Source organism: Streptomyces sp. NPDC048718, from assembly GCF_043198875.1.
Lineage (GTDB): Bacteria > Actinomycetota > Actinomycetes > Streptomycetales > Streptomycetaceae > Streptomyces.
The window spans coordinates 46,439-61,868 of sequence record NZ_JBICVG010000017.1 but is presented as its reverse complement, the minus strand read 5'-3'; the positions used below and the strand labels follow the sequence as shown (position 1 = coordinate 61,868).

11 protein-coding genes are annotated in these 15,430 nt (G+C 73.8%); 4 read left to right on the top strand and 7 right to left on the bottom strand.

Annotation, left to right across the window (positions count from 1 at the left end):
- Nucleotide 1: 1 nt before the first annotated feature.
- On the bottom strand, nt 2-3,685 hold the full coding sequence (locus ACGFRB_RS27830; RefSeq protein WP_393246910.1) for a DNA polymerase III subunit alpha: 3,684 nt from the start codon (nt 3,683-3,685) through the stop codon (nt 2-4).
- A gap of 184 nt (nt 3,686-3,869) precedes the next feature.
- Here ACGFRB_RS27830 and ACGFRB_RS27825 point away from each other — a divergent pair, with 184 nt between their 5' ends.
- Entirely contained in the window at nt 3,870-4,901 is a 1,032-nt protein-coding gene (locus tag ACGFRB_RS27825; protein ID WP_393246908.1) for a DUF3533 domain-containing protein, read from the top strand.
- Between the two features lie 162 nt (nt 4,902-5,063).
- On the opposite strand, the gene ACGFRB_RS27820 is transcribed toward ACGFRB_RS27825, so the two are convergent.
- Nucleotides 5,064-5,954, bottom strand: a complete 891-nt coding sequence (locus ACGFRB_RS27820) for a S1 family peptidase (protein ID WP_393246906.1) — start codon at nt 5,952-5,954, stop codon at nt 5,064-5,066.
- A gap of 392 nt (nt 5,955-6,346) precedes the next feature.
- Nucleotides 6,347-7,177: a DUF1684 domain-containing protein gene (locus ACGFRB_RS27815; RefSeq protein WP_393246904.1), complete on the bottom strand. Its 831-nt coding sequence runs from the start codon at nt 7,175-7,177 to the stop codon at nt 6,347-6,349.
- A gap of 116 nt (nt 7,178-7,293) precedes the next feature.
- On the opposite strand from ACGFRB_RS27815, the gene ACGFRB_RS27810 reads away from it, so the two are divergent.
- Nucleotides 7,294-7,848 (top strand): GNAT family N-acetyltransferase, encoded by a 555-nt coding sequence (locus tag ACGFRB_RS27810; RefSeq protein ID WP_393246902.1) that lies wholly within the window; start codon nt 7,294-7,296, stop codon nt 7,846-7,848.
- A 15-nt stretch (nt 7,849-7,863) separates the two neighbouring features.
- Here ACGFRB_RS27810 and ACGFRB_RS27805 read toward each other — a convergent pair whose 3' ends face one another.
- Nucleotides 7,864-9,168: a DUF5685 family protein gene (locus ACGFRB_RS27805; protein WP_393246900.1), complete on the bottom strand. Its 1,305-nt coding sequence runs from the start codon at nt 9,166-9,168 to the stop codon at nt 7,864-7,866.
- Nucleotides 9,169-9,490: 322 nt separating this feature from the next.
- Between ACGFRB_RS27805 and ACGFRB_RS27800 the strand changes: the two genes are divergently transcribed.
- Nucleotides 9,491-9,925 (top strand): cell division protein SepF, encoded by a 435-nt coding sequence (locus ACGFRB_RS27800; protein WP_363008816.1) that lies wholly within the window; start codon nt 9,491-9,493, stop codon nt 9,923-9,925.
- A gap of 140 nt (nt 9,926-10,065) precedes the next feature.
- Here the strand turns inward: ACGFRB_RS27800 and ACGFRB_RS27795 are convergent, their stop codons facing one another.
- Nucleotides 10,066-11,697, bottom strand: coding sequence for an MFS transporter (locus ACGFRB_RS27795; protein ID WP_393246898.1), 1,632 nt, complete (start codon nt 11,695-11,697; stop codon nt 10,066-10,068).
- 658 nt (nt 11,698-12,355) lie between these two features.
- Between ACGFRB_RS27795 and ACGFRB_RS27790 the strand changes: the two genes are divergently transcribed.
- Nucleotides 12,356-13,402 carry a phosphatase PAP2 family protein gene (locus ACGFRB_RS27790; RefSeq protein ID WP_393246896.1) on the top strand — a complete coding sequence of 349 codons (1,047 nt, stop codon included), beginning with the start codon at nt 12,356-12,358 and terminating at the stop codon, nt 13,400-13,402.
- A 157-nt stretch (nt 13,403-13,559) separates the two neighbouring features.
- Here ACGFRB_RS27790 and ACGFRB_RS27785 read toward each other — a convergent pair whose 3' ends face one another.
- Together ACGFRB_RS27785 and ACGFRB_RS27780 are read right to left on the bottom strand one after the other, a co-directional pair.
- The gene (locus tag ACGFRB_RS27785; RefSeq protein ID WP_361227987.1) at nt 13,560-13,751 is read right to left on the bottom strand and encodes an I78 family peptidase inhibitor; all 192 of its coding nucleotides are present in this window, start codon (nt 13,749-13,751) and stop codon (nt 13,560-13,562) included.
- Between the two features lie 237 nt (nt 13,752-13,988).
- Nucleotides 13,989-15,266 carry a glycosyltransferase gene (locus ACGFRB_RS27780; RefSeq protein WP_393246894.1) on the bottom strand — a complete coding sequence of 426 codons (1,278 nt, stop codon included), beginning with the start codon at nt 15,264-15,266 and terminating at the stop codon, nt 13,989-13,991.
- Nucleotides 15,267-15,430 lie beyond the last annotated feature (164 nt).

The window sequence follows — 15,430 nt, the reverse complement described above, 5'->3', positions numbered from 1 at the left end:
CTCACCCGGCGCTTCCGGGGCTGGAGTGCCACAGTTTGCGTCCGCCCAGACAGTCTCCGCCGGCGGGCCGGAGGTCCGACCAGGGGTTCATCTCGACACCGTCGGCGACCCGGAGGGTCCGGCCGCGCCCGCTCGTCACCCCGCCGTCCGGCTCCGCGCCGCCCGCGCCCGCACCCGCGCCCGCACCCGCACCGGCCGCACCGGCACTGGCACCCGCACCGCCCGTACCGGGCCGTCCGGCCAGCCGGGCCGCCACCGCGTCGAGCCCGCCCGTGCGCCGCAGCTCCGCCAGCTCCGCCAGGTCCCACGCGGCCGAGCCCGCCACGCTGAGCGAACGCGGCCCTCGGCGCTGGACCTTCCCCCGGACGAGGAGCAGTCCGCTGTGGAAGACCGTGTGCGCGCTGCCGGCCTGGCTGTCGGCGAAGAAGGCCAGGTCGACCAGGCCCGTGGCGTCGTCGAGGGTGACGAAGACGATCCGCTGCGGCTCCCGCGCGGCCGTCTCGCCGTACGGCCCAGACGCGGCGCGGCGCAGGATCGGCGGGGTCTGGGTGGCCACCTTGGCGCCCGCGACCAGGACGGTTCGGCCGTGCTCGGCCGAGCGCAGCCGCCGGGCGGGGACCACGCCGAGTTCGCGCAGGAACTCTGCGTGGTCGCCCATGAGATGGCGGGAGGCGTCCATGCCGAGGATGCCGAGTTCGGCGCTGAGCCGTTCGGCACCGTCGAGGTCGGGCAGGCCGACGGGGGCGGTCCGCAGCCCCTCGGCGAGCGGCAGCTGACCGCCGTGGGCGGCGTCCTTGCGCCGGGCGCGGTGGAGTTCGGCGAGGTGGAGCAGCAGGTCGCGGCGGTTGGTGCCGAAGGAGTCGAGCGCGCCGACCCGAGCGAGGCGTTCGGCGACCGGGCGGCGCGGGCGGGCCCGTTCCCAGAAGTCGAGCAGCGAGTCGTAGGGCGCGCCGGTCTCGATCCGGGCGCTCTCGGCCTCGCCGATGCCGTGGACGTCGGCGAGGCCGAGCCGCAGCCCCCACACCGCGTCCGGCACACCCGCCTTCCCGGACACCAGTTTGATTCGATGGGCGACCGCCGACCGGTTCACATCCACCGGCAGCACGGGCACCCCGCGCCGCCGGGCGTCCGCGAGCAGCAGCCGCTTCGGGTACATGCCGGGGTCGTGGGTGAGCAGCCCCGCGTAGAAGGCGGCCGGGTGGTGCGCCTTGAGCCAGGCCGACTGGTACGTCGGTACGGCGAAGGCCACCGCGTGCGCCTTGCAGAAGCCGTACGAGCCGAACGCCTCGACGATCCCCCAGGTGCGGGCGACGACCTCGGGCGCGTAGCCGCGGCGCCCGGCGCGCTCGGCGAACCACGCCTTGATCCGGCCCCGCGCCCCGGGGTCCGAGAGCCCACGGCGCACCTGGTCGGCCTCGTCGCGGCCACAGCCGGTCATGACGCTCACGATCTCGATGATCTGCTCGTGGAAGACGACGACCCCGTACGTCTCCTTCAGCGCGTCCTCCAGGTCGGGGTGCGGACAGCGGACCGGCGCGCGGCCGTGGCGGGCCTCGATGAACGGGCGGACCATGTCGGCGGCGACCGGGCCCGGCCGGAAGAGCGAGATGTCCACGACCAGGTCGTGGAAGTCGGCCGGCTGGAGCCGGCCCACCAGGTCGCGCTGGCCCGGCGACTCGATCTGGAAGCAGCCCAGGGTCTCGGCGGAGCGGATCAGTTCGTACGTGGCGCCGTCGCCGGGCGGGATCGCGTCGATGTCCGGCCGGGTGCCGGTGACCCGGCCGACCTCGGCGACGGCGTGCGCCATCGCCGACTGCATCCGCACCCCGAGCACGTCGAGCTTGAGCAGTCCGAGGTCCTCCACGTCCTCCTTGTCGAACAGGGACATGGGCAGCCCCTCGCCGCTGGTGGGGACGACGGGGGTACGGGTGAGCAGCGAGGCGTCCGAGAGCAGCACGCCGCACGGATGCATGGCGGTGCCCCGGGGCAGCGCGTCGAGGGCCTCGACCAGTTCCCAGAACCGCTCCCCCGGCCGGCCCCGGCCGGCGAGTTCGGCCCGCAGCCCGCGCAGTTCGGGCAGCTCGGCGAGGGCGGCACGGGCGTCCCGGGCGCGGATGTGCGGGAACGCCTTGGCGATCCGGTCGGTCTCGGCCGGATCCATGGACAGGGCGGCGCCCACGTCCCGTACGGCGTGCCGGACCCGGTAGGTCTCGGGCATGGCGACGGCGGCGACCCGTTCGGCGCCGAAGCGGCCGAGGATCGCGCGGTAGACCTCAAGCCGGCGGGCGGACTCCACGTCGATGTCGATGTCGGGCAGGACGGTGCGGCGCTTGGACAGGAAACGTTCCATCAGCAGGCCGTGCGCGACCGGGTCGGCGTGCGCGATGCCGAGGAGGTGGTTGACGAGGGAGCCGGCGCCGGAGCCCCGGGCGGCCACCCGGATACCCATCCCCCGGACGTCGTCCACGACCCGGGCGACCGTCAGGAAGTAGCTGGCGAATCCATGGTGGGCGATGATGTCCAGCTCGTGGTGCATCCGGTCCCAGTAGACGCGCCGGTCGGGACCCCGGTCGTACCCCTTCAGGAGCAGACCGGCGGCGGCCCGGGAGGCGAGCACCCGCTGGGCGGTCCGGTGCGCGGCGCCGACCAGGTACGGCTCGGGGAAGTGCGCGGAGCCCATGCCGAGGTCGTCCTCGGGGTCGACCCGGCAGGCCGCGGCGACCTCCTCGGTCCGCTCCAGCAGCCGGTACGCGGCGTCCCGCCGGAATCCGGCGGCCTCGGCGATCCGCTCGGCGGCCTCCCGCATGGCGCCGGGTTCCTTGAGCCAGGCCTCGCCGCTGTCGAGCCCGGCACGCAGGTCGACGGGGACGAGCCGGCGGGCGGCGTCGAGGACGTCGGCGACGGGGCCCTGGCCGGGGTCGGCGTAGCGCACCCCGTTGCCGAGCACGGGCCGTACGCCCTGCTCGGCGGCGAAGCCGACCGTACGGGCGGCCAGCCGCAGCGAGCCGGGGCCGGTGCCGGCGAGGCCGTGGTGGACGGCCTCCAGGCACAGGGCGTCCCCGTACCGTTCGCGCCAGGGGGCGAGCAGCCGCGCGGCCCGGTCGGGGCGGCCGGCGGCGAGGGCGCGGCCGATGTCGGAGCCGGGACCCAGCAGGACGAAGAGGCCGTCGCCGGTGTGGGCGGACCAGGGCAGTACGGGCGGACCGTCGCCGGCCCGGGCGTGGGCAGCGGTGACCCGGGCGCAGAGCCCGGCCCAGCCGGCCCGGGAGCGGGCGAGGAAGACGGCCCGGGGCGCGGACTCGTCCACGAACGCTCCGCCGCGCACCGGCGCGCGGCGGGCGGAGGTCTCCCGCCGGGCGCGGGCGGACGCGCTGGACGCGCCGGAGGCTCCGGGGGCAGGGGGCGCGCCGGGGGTACGGGAGGGTGAGCCGGGGTTACGGGAGGGCGCGCCGTCCGGGTGCGGTGCGGCGGGCTCGTACGAGAGGTCGGCACCGAACAGCGGGCGGACGCCCGCCGTCGCGCACGCCTTCGCGAAGCGGACCGCACCCGCGACGGTGTCGCGGTCGGTGAGGGCGAGGGCGTCCATGCCGCGTTCGGCGGCGCGCTCGGCCAGCCGGGCGGGGTGCGAGGCGCCGTATCGCACGGAGTAGCCCGACGCGGTGTGCAGATGCGTGAATCCCGGCATATGCCGCACCACCTTTCACGCCCCGCTCAAAATTCGTACACACGTTCCCACCCCCTTTTTCTCACCTTAACCCATCTTCGAACGTCCGTACGATTACCGAGGTGGGCGCCCCTCCATGCCCGCGCCTCACCCGTTCGGCCTAGCCCGACCTGCGGAAACGATCACTCTCCCCGATCCTGGGGGGATGAGTTTCGTCGACGAACTGAAGAGCGCCGTCACACCGAGAGCAGCCCTGCTGGTCGTCGGGGTCTTCGCCCTCCAGATGCTGTTCATCGCTTCCTACGTGGGGGCCCTGCACCACCCGAAGCCGAAGGACGTCCCCTTCGGCGTGGTGGCGCCCGCACAGGCCTCGGCCCCCTTGGTGACCCGGCTGGAGCGATTGCCCGGCGGGCCGCTCGACCCGCGCGCCGTCGCCGACGAGGCCGAGGCCCGGAAACAGATCCTGAACCGGGACATCTACGGGGCCCTGATCGCCGACCCGGCCGGCCGTACCGACACCCTGCTCGTCGCCTCCGGTGGCGGCAAGGCGCTCTCCGTCACCCTGGAGGCGACCTTCCGCGGGGTGGCGGCGGCCGAGCACCGCGAACTGCGGACCGTCGACGTGGCCCCGGCCTCCCCCCAGGACTTCAACGGACTCTCCGCCTTCTACCTGGTCATCGGCTGGTGCGTCGGCGGCTACATCTGCGCCGCGATCCTGGCGATCAGCGCCGGCGCGCGCCCCGCCAGCGCGGAGCGGGCGGTCATCCGGCTCGGCGCGCTCGCGCTCTACGCGATCCTCGGCGGGCTCGGCGGCGCACTCATCGTCGGCCCGATCCTGGGCGCCCTGCCGGGCAGCGTCGCCGCCCTGTGGGGGCTGGGCGCGCTGGTGGTCTTCGCGGTCGGCGCGACCACCCTCGCCCTGCAATCGCTGTTCGGGATCGTCGGCATCGGCCTGGCGATCCTCCTCATCGTGGTCGCGGGCAACCCGAGCGCGGGCGGCGCCTTCCCGCTGCCGATGCTGCCACCGTTCTGGCAGCTCATCGGCCCGGCCCTGCCACCGGGGGCGGGCACCTGGGCGGCCCGCTCGATCGCGTACTTCAAGGGCAACGACATGATCGGCTCGATGCTGGTGCTCTCCGCCTGGGCCGTCGTCGGCGCCGCGATCACCGTGATGATGTCCGCGCTCAAACAGTCGGTGCCGGCCGCGGCGGCCCCGGCCGACAGCGCCCGCCCGTGACCACGTAACCACGTAACCACGTGACCCGGAGCCGGTAACCCGTAGCCGATCGACCGGCGACCGGTCCACACGCGAAAGGCCCCGGCGGGCCTCCCTCACGGGAGGTCCGCCGGGGCCTTTTCAAGCGGCCGGGCGAGGGTGGATCGGAGGGAACAGGGTGGATCAGAACACGTTCACGCCGTACGCGCTCAGCGCCTTCGTCACCGGCTGGAAGAACGTCGTGCCGCCCGAGGTGCAGTTGCCGCTGCCGCCCGAGGTAAGACCGATGGCGAGGCTGCCCGAGTAGAGCGGGCCGCCGGAGTCGCCGGGCTCGGCGCAGACATTGGTCTGGATCAGGCCGTAGACGATGTCGCCGCCGCCGTAGTTCACGGTCGCGTTGAGGCCGGTGACCGTGCCGCCGTGGATGCCGGTGGTGGAGCCGCGGCGGGTGACGGACATGCCGACACTGGCGTTGCCGGCGCCGGTGATGTCGACGCTGCCGACCGTGCCGGACTTGGTCACCGAGCTGTTGGTGTAGCGCACGATGCCGTAGTCGTTGGTGGGGAAGCTCGATCCGGCGGTGGTGCCGAGCGTGGTGGCGTGCGCGGAGTCGGCCCACCAGGTGCCCGCGCCGTCGGTGCAGTGACCGGCGGTGAGGAAGTAGTAGTTGCCCGCGCTGTCCTTGACGTTGAAGCCCAGCGAGCAGCGCCAGCTGCTGGCGTAGATGGCGTCGCCGCCGGAGATCAGCTTGTTGAACACGCCCTCGGTGCGCTCGATGCGCAGCGCGCCCGCGTTGGCGCCGGCCCGGTCCTTGATCTTGGCGAGGTCCGCCTGCGAGACCGTGGAGTCGGCGGTCACGACCACCGTCTTCGTCGCCGGGTCGACCCGCCAGGCGGTACCGGCCACGTCGGCGCCGAGCACCGCGTCGTCGACGGCGTCGAGCTGCGCGGCGCTGAAGGTTTTGGTGGGGGTGGCGCTCGCGGCGGGGACCGCGATGGCCGCGGCGGCGGCGAGACCGGCCGCGACGGCGAGCAGACGGACGGTCCGTGTGGGGGTGGTGCGCGTGATCCTCACTTCTCGTTCCTCCAGAGGGGAATCGGGGGTCCGCAGTGGGGTGTCGGACCCGTGAGGCGCGGCCCGGAGGGCCGGCGCTGTGGGGGAGGTCTCGGGCCGTACGAGAAGGGCGCCCCCAAGGACGCCTCGGGCCGCACGGCCGTCGACCGTCGTACGCGGTACGGGAGTCGGGACACGACACCGTGGGGATGACGTGTTCCTGACAGGTCACACCCCGGGATAGTGGCCCGGAAAACCGGAGCGCACAAGACCGCCCGCACGGCCCGTCCGCCCACGGGGAAAGACGCGACCGGGCGGCCCGCATCCCTTCCCCCGGGTTCGACACACCTGCGAACCCGGGCTCCGGACCGCGTTCCGGAGGAGCTGCGCGAGCCACCCGGGACAGGGGGCGCTCAGCTCTCCCGCACCCGCCGCTCGCCCGCCGCCACCGCCGTGTCCAGGGTGTTGCCCGGCGGCGGGAAAGGGCAGATGAAGTGGGATGCGAACGCGCACGGCGGCAGCAGCGCCCGGTTGAAGTCCACGATCACCGAACCGTCCGCCGCCGGCGCGGCCGGCCGCAGGAACCGGAACCGGTAGCTGTCCCGTCCACTGGTGGCGTCCGCGAAGACCGCCCACAGCGTGCCGTCGCCCTCGACGGCCACCTGAAGACTGTGCTCGGCACCGTGCAGATCGAAGACCAGCTCCCCGGCGAGCCCGAGGCCGCGCTCCTTGCCGTCGGCGTTCTCCACCCGGACATGACGGTCCTCGGGGTACGGCCGGTACACCCCGGATCGCACCCAGCTCTCGTCGTACGGCGTCGCCTCGATGCCCCGGAACGCGCGCCGCGCCGCCGAGTCCGGGTCGAAGTCCCGCACCGCCCACTCCCCCTCACGGCGCATCACCACGAGCCGCCGGCCGCCCGACGCCACCCGGGACTCGTGGACCGGGGCGTGATCGGCGGTCAGCCGCACCGGGCCGGTCAGGGGCGCGCCGTCGACCGTGAGCGCGCCCTCGGCCCCGGCACCCTCCCCGGTTTCCACGGCCCCGACGTCCGGGGTGAGCACCACCTCGTCGCCGTCCGCCCGCCAGTCGCCCGGCACGGACGGGATCCGTCCGTCCGGGAAGTCCGAGAGCCAGTACGTGCCGGTCAGCGAGAGCGGCCCGTACGACGAGGCGACCGCCGCCGTGCGCTGCTCGTGCCAGTGCTGCCAGTCCTGCCGTCCCTGGGACGCGTCCGTGCTCATGGTGAGTCACCTTTCCACACACCTGTTCCCGCCCCGGAGGAGGCCCGGCGGATCGGCCCCGGCCACTCCGCCAAAAGCCCCGGGGCGGGCGAGCGGGGCGCTTGTACGGTGGCGCGATGATCGAGACGGAACGACTGACCCTGCGTCCCCTGCGGGCCGACGACGCCGACGCGTTCGTCGCCCTCCACGCCGATGAACGGGTGAACCGCTTCGTCGGCGCCTACACCCACGCGCGGGCGCGTGAGCGGCTGGCCGCGATCGAGCGCCAGTGGGCCGAACGCGGCCACGGCCTGTGCGCCGTCGAACTGCGCTCCACCGGCGAGTTCCTGGGCCGCTGCGGGCTGAACTTCTGGGAGCGGTTCGACGAGGTGGAGATCGGCTGGACGCTGCGGGCCGAGGCCTGGGGGCACGGTTACGCGACGGAGGCGGCCCGGGCCTGCGTGGAGTGGGGGTTCCGGACGCTGGACGCCGCGTACGCGCCGTATCTCACCGCCATGATCCGCCCCGGGAACACGCCCTCGACGCGGGTGGCCGAGCGGCTCGGCTTCGCCCCGCTGCGCGAGGACGAGCTGTTCGGCAACCCGGTCACGGTGTACGCCCTGCGGCGCCCGGCCCCCGCGGCACCGGCCCCCGCGGCACCGGCCCCCGCGGCGCCGGTGCCGGGGGCCTGACGGTCCGTCCCCGCGTCAGCAGTCGCAGCCGCACCCGTCACAGCCGTCGCAGCAACAGCCGTCGCCACAGCAGCCGCAGTCCGAGCAGTTGCCGCAACAGTCACAGCAATCGCAGCAGGCACCGCAGTCGGCATTCGCGCACAGCCCCTCGCGGCGCTGCCGGCTCCACGGGTCCTCGTACGTACCGCAGCACATCTGGCAGGTGCAGGCCAGGCCGAGCCAGACGGCGCAGCCGGCCAGCAGACCACGACCGCGGTTCGGCGGCTCGGGCGGCAGCGGCCCGCCGGGGCCCCCGGGGCCGCCCGGACCCGGGTCGTACGGTCCGCCCGGACCGGCGGGGCCGCCGGGACCGGGGACGGCGTACGGATTGCCGGGCACGGGCCCCGGCCCCTGGGGCGCGTACGGGTTGCCCGGCAGCGGCCCGGACCCGGTGGCCCCGGGCCCCGGCGCGCCGTGCGAGCAGGTCGTCGTCCGGAAGGCGCGGTCGACGGAGTTGCGCAGCTCGTGGGCGAGCAGCACATGAGCCAGGCGGCCCTCGGCGAACTCCGCGTCCTTCAGGGCCAGCCGGATGCCGTGCAGCGCGTCGTCGGCGAGTCTGCGGGCCTCCTCGCGGGAGGTCCCGGTCGCGGTGAGCGGGTTCCAGGAGCCGGCGGCGGCGTCGGCGTCCTGGTCCTCGACGGCGTCCAGGAGGTGGGCCAGGCGCCCGAAGAGCCGGCCGGCCTCGGCGAGGGGCTCGGCGTTGCCGGGGCGGCCGGCGAGGACGGCGGTGTGCGCGAAGGCGGCGGCGGTGGCGGTCTCCGTCGGCTCGGTGACGACCAGGAGCGAGGTGCCCGGGCCCGCCAGCGCCTCGATCCCGGACTGCCGGTCGACCGCGTCGACCAGTACGGCGGTGTCGAAGCCGACCTCCCGCCCGGTGCGGGCGCCGGCCCGGTCCCAGGAGCGGGCCACCCGGCTGGCGGCCGCGGCCACCGGGCGGCGGGCCAGCAGCCCGTCCCGGTCGGCGACGTGGTCCCGTATCTTCGCCGACGCCAGCACCAGGGACACGGCGGCGGCAAGCCGCGCGCCCTCGCCCCGGGCCACCGGCGCGGTCTTCATCTGGCGCAGCGGACAGGGGCCGGCCGTCCGCCTCCCGGCGCCGGTCCGGCCGGTCTGGGCCTCCGTAAGCACCGAGACGATCAGGCCGTCGTAATTGGTGACGACCCGGGCGAACTGCCCGTGATCGGCGCGGAGCGCCAGACAGAGTCCGCAGAGATGGGCCATCCACTCCGTCTTCAGTCCCTCGGTGAGACGGTGCGTGCAGGGCCTGACTATTCCGAACAAGTGACTCCCCCGTGAGCGTGCGCGCGAGATCCGCGCGGCGGCGTCCGGCATCGTATCGGGGAGTTTCGGTCACCCGAACGCCCGTGTCGTCACCCTTACGGCCCGACTTTCATCATTTGAGTTGCACGGTCTCGGTCAACCCCCTGTCAGGCCCCGCATACCGCAAAATAACTGACGAAACGCCAGAAGCAGGGCTTGTCGTTGTGCACCAGTACCGTCACGAATCCCCTGCGCGCCGACTATCCACTTGGCGCACGATCCGCATCATGGACGACGATAGGGATCGCGGAACCACGAGTGACCGCGCTGAAAGGAGGCGTCCATGGGATCGGTGCGCAAGGCCAGTGCCTGGCTGGGGCTCGTCGAGGACCACGACGAGCGTTACTACGACGACGAGTACGCCGACGGTGCCGAGAGCAACGACGCCTGGGTCACGGACCCGCGCGTCCAGGTCGCGTCCGACACGGCGCAGGACCGGGGCCGTCGGATCGCGACCATCTCGCCCGACGGATTCCGGGACGCCCGGGGCATCGGCGAGCTCTTCCGGGCCGGCGTACCGGTCATCGTCAATCTGACCGCCATGGAGCCCGACGACGCCAAGCGGGTCGTCGACTTCACCGCCGGCCTCACCTTCGGCCTGCGGGGATCGATCGAGCGCGTCGCGACCCGGGTCTTCCTGCTGACCCCCGCCGACACCCAGATCGTCAGCGGCGAGGCCATCGGCCGCGGCCAGGGCGGCTTCTTCAACCAGAGCTAGCCTTCACCGCGCGGCTTTTCTCCCCCTGGCTCCGCCGGGGGACCCCATGGACCTCATGGGGTCCCCGCGATCGGTGCGGACCGCCCCGACTCCCTGGCTTTCCGGCTTTCCGACTTCCCGGCCTCGTCGCGGAGGCCGTGTCAGCACCCCGGGCGCACCCCGGCAGCCGGTTCGACGGGGGTACGGCCGGCCGGGATGGGCAGCGGGCCCGCGGCCGGCGCTTCCAGGCCGGTCCGCTGATCCGAACCCGACCCCGGCCCCGGCCCCGGGACCGTGTCCGGCTCCCCGGCCTCGACCGGCGGGCACTCCATCACCCGCGGCAGGCGGAGCGCCATCAGCGCGCCGAGCAGCAACAGCCCCGCGCTCACCACCAGCGTCACGTGCAGACCGTGCACGAAAGCGTGCCGGGCCGCCCGGTGCAGGGTCTCCCCCGCCGTACCGCCGAGCCGGGCGGCGACCTGGTAGGCCTCCCCGAGCGAGTTCGCGGCGGCCCGCGCGGCGGAGTCCGGGACCCCGGTCAGTCCGGTGACACCGGGCGCGTACGCCGCGTTCATGACGCTGCCGAGCAGCGCGATGCCCATGCCCGCGCCGAGCTGGTACGACGTCTCGCCGATCGCCGCCGCGCCGCCCGCGCTCTGTGCCGGGGCCTCGCTCAGCATCGACTCGTACGCCGAGAAGAGCGTGGTCTGCAGTCCGAACCCCAGCAGGACGAAGCCGGCGGTGAGCAGCACCGGCCGGTCGTCCTGGCCCATCAGCACGAGCAGCAGCACCGCGCCGGCGGTCAGGACGAAGCCCCAGCCGACCATCCGGCGCGGGCCGAGCTGGCGCAGGGTGTACGAGCCGGTCGCGCCGGCCGCCATCGCGGCGAAGGTCAGCGGGAGCAGCCGCAGGCCCGTCGCCAGCGGGCTGAGGCCGAGGACGAGCTGGAGGTACTGGACGGCGATCAGCTCCAGGCCGACCAGCGCCAGCATGGCGAGCACGATGCAGCCGACCGAGGTGGTGAAGGCCGCCCGGCCGAAGAGCCGCATATCGATCAGCGGGTGGGCGCGCCGCTTCTGCCGCCGGACGAAGAGCACCAGGAGCGCGGCGCCGGCCAGCAGCGGGCCGGCGGTCGGCAGCTCGAACAGGGTGTCGCCCGCGCCGAGCCGTTTGACGCCGAGGACCGCGCCGAGCACACCGGCCGCCGCCATCAGCGCGCCGAGGACGTCCCAGGGTCCGTCGGAGCCGCCCCGCGACTCGGGCAGCAGCAGCCGGCCGACGGGCAGGATCAGCGCCATCAGCGGGATGTTGATCAGGAAGACCGAGCCCCACCAATAGTGCTCGACGAGGAAGCCGCCGAGGACCGGTCCGGTGGCGGCGCCGACGGCGGCGACCGCCGTCCAGACGCCGATGGCCGTGGCGCGCTCGCGCCGGTCGGGGAAGACCGCGCGGAGCAGCGAGAGCGTGGCGGGCATGATCATGGCGCCGCCGACGCCGAGGAGCGCGCGTGCGGCGATGAGCACCGCGGGGACGGTGGCGAGCGCGGCGACCGCCGAGGCGATGCCGAACAGCGCGTAGCCGAGGAGCAGCACCCGTCTGCGGCCGATGCGGTCGCCGAGGGTGCCGAAGAGGATCAGCAGCGAGGCACAGATCAGCGGGTAGGCGTCGACGATCCACAGCAGGGCGGTGGAGCTGGGCCGCAGGTCCTCGGTGAGGGAGGGCACGGCGACGTGCAGCACGGTCGAGTCGAGCGCGACGAGCAGCAGGCTCACACAGAGGACGAGGAGGACCACCCAGCGATTGGTGCCGGGGCCGGCGACGCACCCGCCGGAGGCACCGCGTCCGGGTCCACTGGACCCACCGGACCTGTCGGATCCAGCCGGTTCGCCGGGTCCCTTCGGTCCGTCCGCTTCACCGGGCCCGCCGGCTCCCGGTCCGGCGGTACGCCCGGTCCCCGGCCCGCTCTCTTGCCCGGTGCCACCGCCGGTGCCGCGGCCGAGGGGACTCGTCCGACGCTTTCCGGCCGTGATCGTCCGCGCCATGCATGTACCTCCCAGTGAAGCCCTCGCGCTCGGCGGGCACCGTCCGGGAACCGTGGGACCCCCGGGGCGGCCCGGCATCGACGGGCGAGTGAGCCGTCAGCGTACGCGAGTTCAACCTCCGAGCGCGTGGCCAGGGTCTCACCCCGGCCGGGCTCGGGTGTGGCGTACGCCACTCGGGCCGCCCGGCACCCCTTCACCGAATTCCGCGCGATCTCCCGATCCGTGAATTCATCGACCCGTCAAACAGACTTACGGAAATCATGCATCCCGCAAATGGGTGCAAGGTCATCGGATTTTCGGACGGCAGGCGGGAAGTGACCCCCACGCGAGAGGGACTCCACATCACATCGTCATCACGAAGACACCGGAACGACCAAGGTCGCCACTCACTCCCTGTAACGTCGATTGGGTGCGTACCGACATCTTTGCCCGGCTGGACCGGGAGCCGGAACCGCCGAAGATAGAGGTCCCGCGGATGACCTGGACGCGTCTCGCCCTCTTCGGCGGGACGTCGGCGTTCTATCTGGTCATCGTCGTCGCCGTCATGCTGTCGACCTGGCTGGTGACCCTCGACTGGAAGATCATGCTCTTCCGGCCCTACCAGCAGTGGCCGGAGCTGCACGCCTTCCTCGACTACTACGTCGTCCTCGGCCAGCGCGGCCCGACGGCCGTCATGGTGGCGGCCTGGCTGGGCTGGCGCTCCTGGCGCCAGCACACCCTGCGCCCGCTGCTCTCCCTCGGCGCCGCCCTGCTCCTGCTCAACGTCACGGTCGGAGCGGTCAAACTCGGACTCGGCCGGGCCGGTCCCCACTACGCGACGCAGGTCGGCTCCGCCGAGCTGTTCGCGGGCGGCGACATATTCCCGTCCGGGCACACCGCGAACGCGGTCGTGACCTGGGGCATCCTGGCCTATCTGGCGACCACCCCGAGAGCCCGGCGGTATCTCTCCGCCCTGTCGGCCGTGGTCGCGCTCGGGGTCGGTCTGACCACCGTCTACCTCGGTACGCACTGGCTGAGCGACGTCCTGCTCGGCTGGGCCGCCGGACTGGTCATCCTGCTCGCACTGCCCTGGTGCGAGCCGGTGATCGCGGTCGTCGAGGCGCGGATCCTGGCCCTGCGCGACCGGCTGCGCGAGCAGCTGCGGTCCCGTCGCGGCCTGGTGCCCTCGCTGCCCGTGGCGACCGGGAGGCCGGTGCCCGGCCTGTTCCCGCCGCGCCCGGCGGCGGACGGGGAGCCGGTACGCGCGCCCGCCACTGCCGCCGCCGGCGGCGGGCGCGGCACGGCCGCCGCCCGCGGCGCGGGCCTGCCCGGCTCACAGCTGGCCGCCCAGCGCGCCCATCACCCCGCCGCGCACCCGACCCACTCCGCCCATCACGCGGTGCGTTCGGAGCGCGGCCCGTCCGGCCCGGCCGGCAGCCGCCGTCCGCCGCACTCGCGGCCGGCGACGGGCGGCTGAGCCCGCGCGGACGGACGTAACAAGGGGAGGGCCCCGGCCGACCGGCCGGGGCCCTCCCCTCATTCCCGCCCGGGCCGGATCCGGGCCGGGACACGTCCGGCGGACCGGGGCAGGCCGGACCGGGATCCACCGGCCGGCCCCCGGATTCCTCGGCCGCTCAGCCGCGCCAGGCGCGGGTGACGACGCCGTCCTTCGCCTCGAAGTCGATCCGGCCTTCCATGTACTCCATCGTGACGACCGCGCCCGGCGGCAGGATCCGGACGATGCTCCAGCCGCGGATCCTGGCGAGCCGCTCGGCCTCCTCGACGGGCAGTCCCACATACGTTTCGGGTGCGTGTTCGAGTGTCATACAGCTCACGTTAGTCCCTTGCCGGTCACGCTTGTGTCACAGCTTCCCGACATATGTTTGACATGGCCGCGCTCTTCACCAAGTACGTCCGCGAGGTCGGATTCCGGCCGTTTACCCGGAAATTCAGGTGCCGGGAAAAACCTGCCCCCGAATTCCTTCCGCACGCTCCCGGCGGCGAATTCCACGTCCCCCGCGGTGCCGTATTCACAAGATCACCACAGTTCCCCCATGGCGCGCTCAACGCAAGCGCCGGACCAGCGCCCCCACCTTGGACTTCGCCGTGTAGACCAGATCGAGAACGGCGCCCCCGGCACGGTGCAGCGTGGCCCGGGCCGGAGCGTGGGCGCGCGGGCGGGAACCGCTCGCGGCGGCGAGCCCGGCCCAGATCTCCTCGTGCCGGACCGCCGTACGCGCCGGGTCGAAACGCTCGGAGGCGACCAGGGCCGCCTTCGAGGCCCGCGCGCGGGCCTCGTCGTCGTTGATCAGGGCGAGCAGCGCGGCCGACACCGCGGCCGTGTCGTCGACCGGGACGAGCCGGCCGTCGACGCCGTCCTCGATGATCTCCGCCGGGCCGTACGGGCAGTCCGTGGAGACCACCGGCAGCCCGCAGCGCATCGCCTCGACGATGGTCATGCCGAAGGACTCGCGCCGCGAGGTGACGGCGGCCAGCGAGCCCTTGGCCCACTCCGGCTCCATCGGGTGCGCGGTCCCCATGAGGTGGACGTGCTCGCCCAGGCCGAGCCGTTCGATCTGCCGGGCCAGGGTCTTCTTCAGATTGTCGGAGGCGTCGCCGGTGCCGTAGATCCGCAGGCGCCAGTCGGGGCGAGCGGCGGCCACCGCGGCGAAGGCGTCGATCAGCAGGTCGTATCGCTTGACCGGGGTGAGCCGGCCGGCCGCGACGACGATCTTCGCGGCGGGGTCGGCGGGCGGCACGCGCGGCGCGGGCACGCTGTTGGGCACCGCCTCGATCCGTACGCCGGGCAGCCCGAGCGCCCGGTAGGAGCGGGCGTCGGCCTCGGTGACGGTGGTCACGGCGTCGAGCAGCGCGTACTCGTGGCGGATGTCGCGCCGCAGCCGGTAGCTGTGCCCGTCGAGGATCAGATGCTCCTGCCCGACCAGCACCGGGCCGCGCGGGGCCTGCCGGGCGAGCTGCACATTGAGCCCGGGACGGGTGGCGACGACCACGTCGGCCTCGACGGAGGCGAGATGGGCGCCGATCCGGGCATCGGTGAGGGCGCTGTACTGCTTCCAGCGGCCGTCGCCGCGCGGGAAGACCCGGGCGGGACGGTGGAAGTCGGGGTGCTCCCCGTCGTAATCGGGACTGTCCTTCCGGATGTCGACGAGATGACGCAGGGTCACCCCGTCGGGAACCCCGAGAAGCGGCTTGTCGCGATGGCGGAACACCGAGACGATCTCGACCTCGTGGCGGGCCGCCAGCTCGGCGGCGAGCGTGAAGGTCGCCCGGATCGTGCCACCGATGTGGTAGCCGTTATGGAGCAGGAAAGAAACACGCATGGACGAGCCGGTCCCCCTGGGTGAACGTGTGTGGTCCTGGCGACTGTAGCCGGGCCCCGCCGTCATTCCCCGCCCGTCACAGGAGAGTTGGCGGCGCGGCGGTACCGGCGAAGGCGGGCCGCGGCCGCCCGGAGCCGTCCCGGACCGCACGGATCACGCCCCGA

Coding starts and splice junctions, on each gene's coding strand:
- ACGFRB_RS27830 (WP_393246910.1), bottom strand. CDS start 3,685: ATGCCGGGATTCACGCATCTGCACACCGCGTCGGGCTACTCCGTGCGA.
- ACGFRB_RS27825 (WP_393246908.1), top strand. CDS start 3,870: ATGAGTTTCGTCGACGAACTGAAGAGCGCCGTCACACCGAGAGCAGCC.
- ACGFRB_RS27815 (WP_393246904.1), bottom strand. CDS start 7,177: ATGAGCACGGACGCGTCCCAGGGACGGCAGGACTGGCAGCACTGGCAC.
- ACGFRB_RS27810 (WP_393246902.1), top strand. CDS start 7,294: ATGATCGAGACGGAACGACTGACCCTGCGTCCCCTGCGGGCCGACGAC.
- ACGFRB_RS27800 (WP_363008816.1), top strand. CDS start 9,491: ATGGGATCGGTGCGCAAGGCCAGTGCCTGGCTGGGGCTCGTCGAGGAC.
- ACGFRB_RS27785 (WP_361227987.1), bottom strand. CDS start 13,751: ATGACACTCGAACACGCACCCGAAACGTATGTGGGACTGCCCGTCGAG.
- ACGFRB_RS27780 (WP_393246894.1), bottom strand. CDS start 15,266: ATGCGTGTTTCTTTCCTGCTCCATAACGGCTACCACATCGGTGGCACG.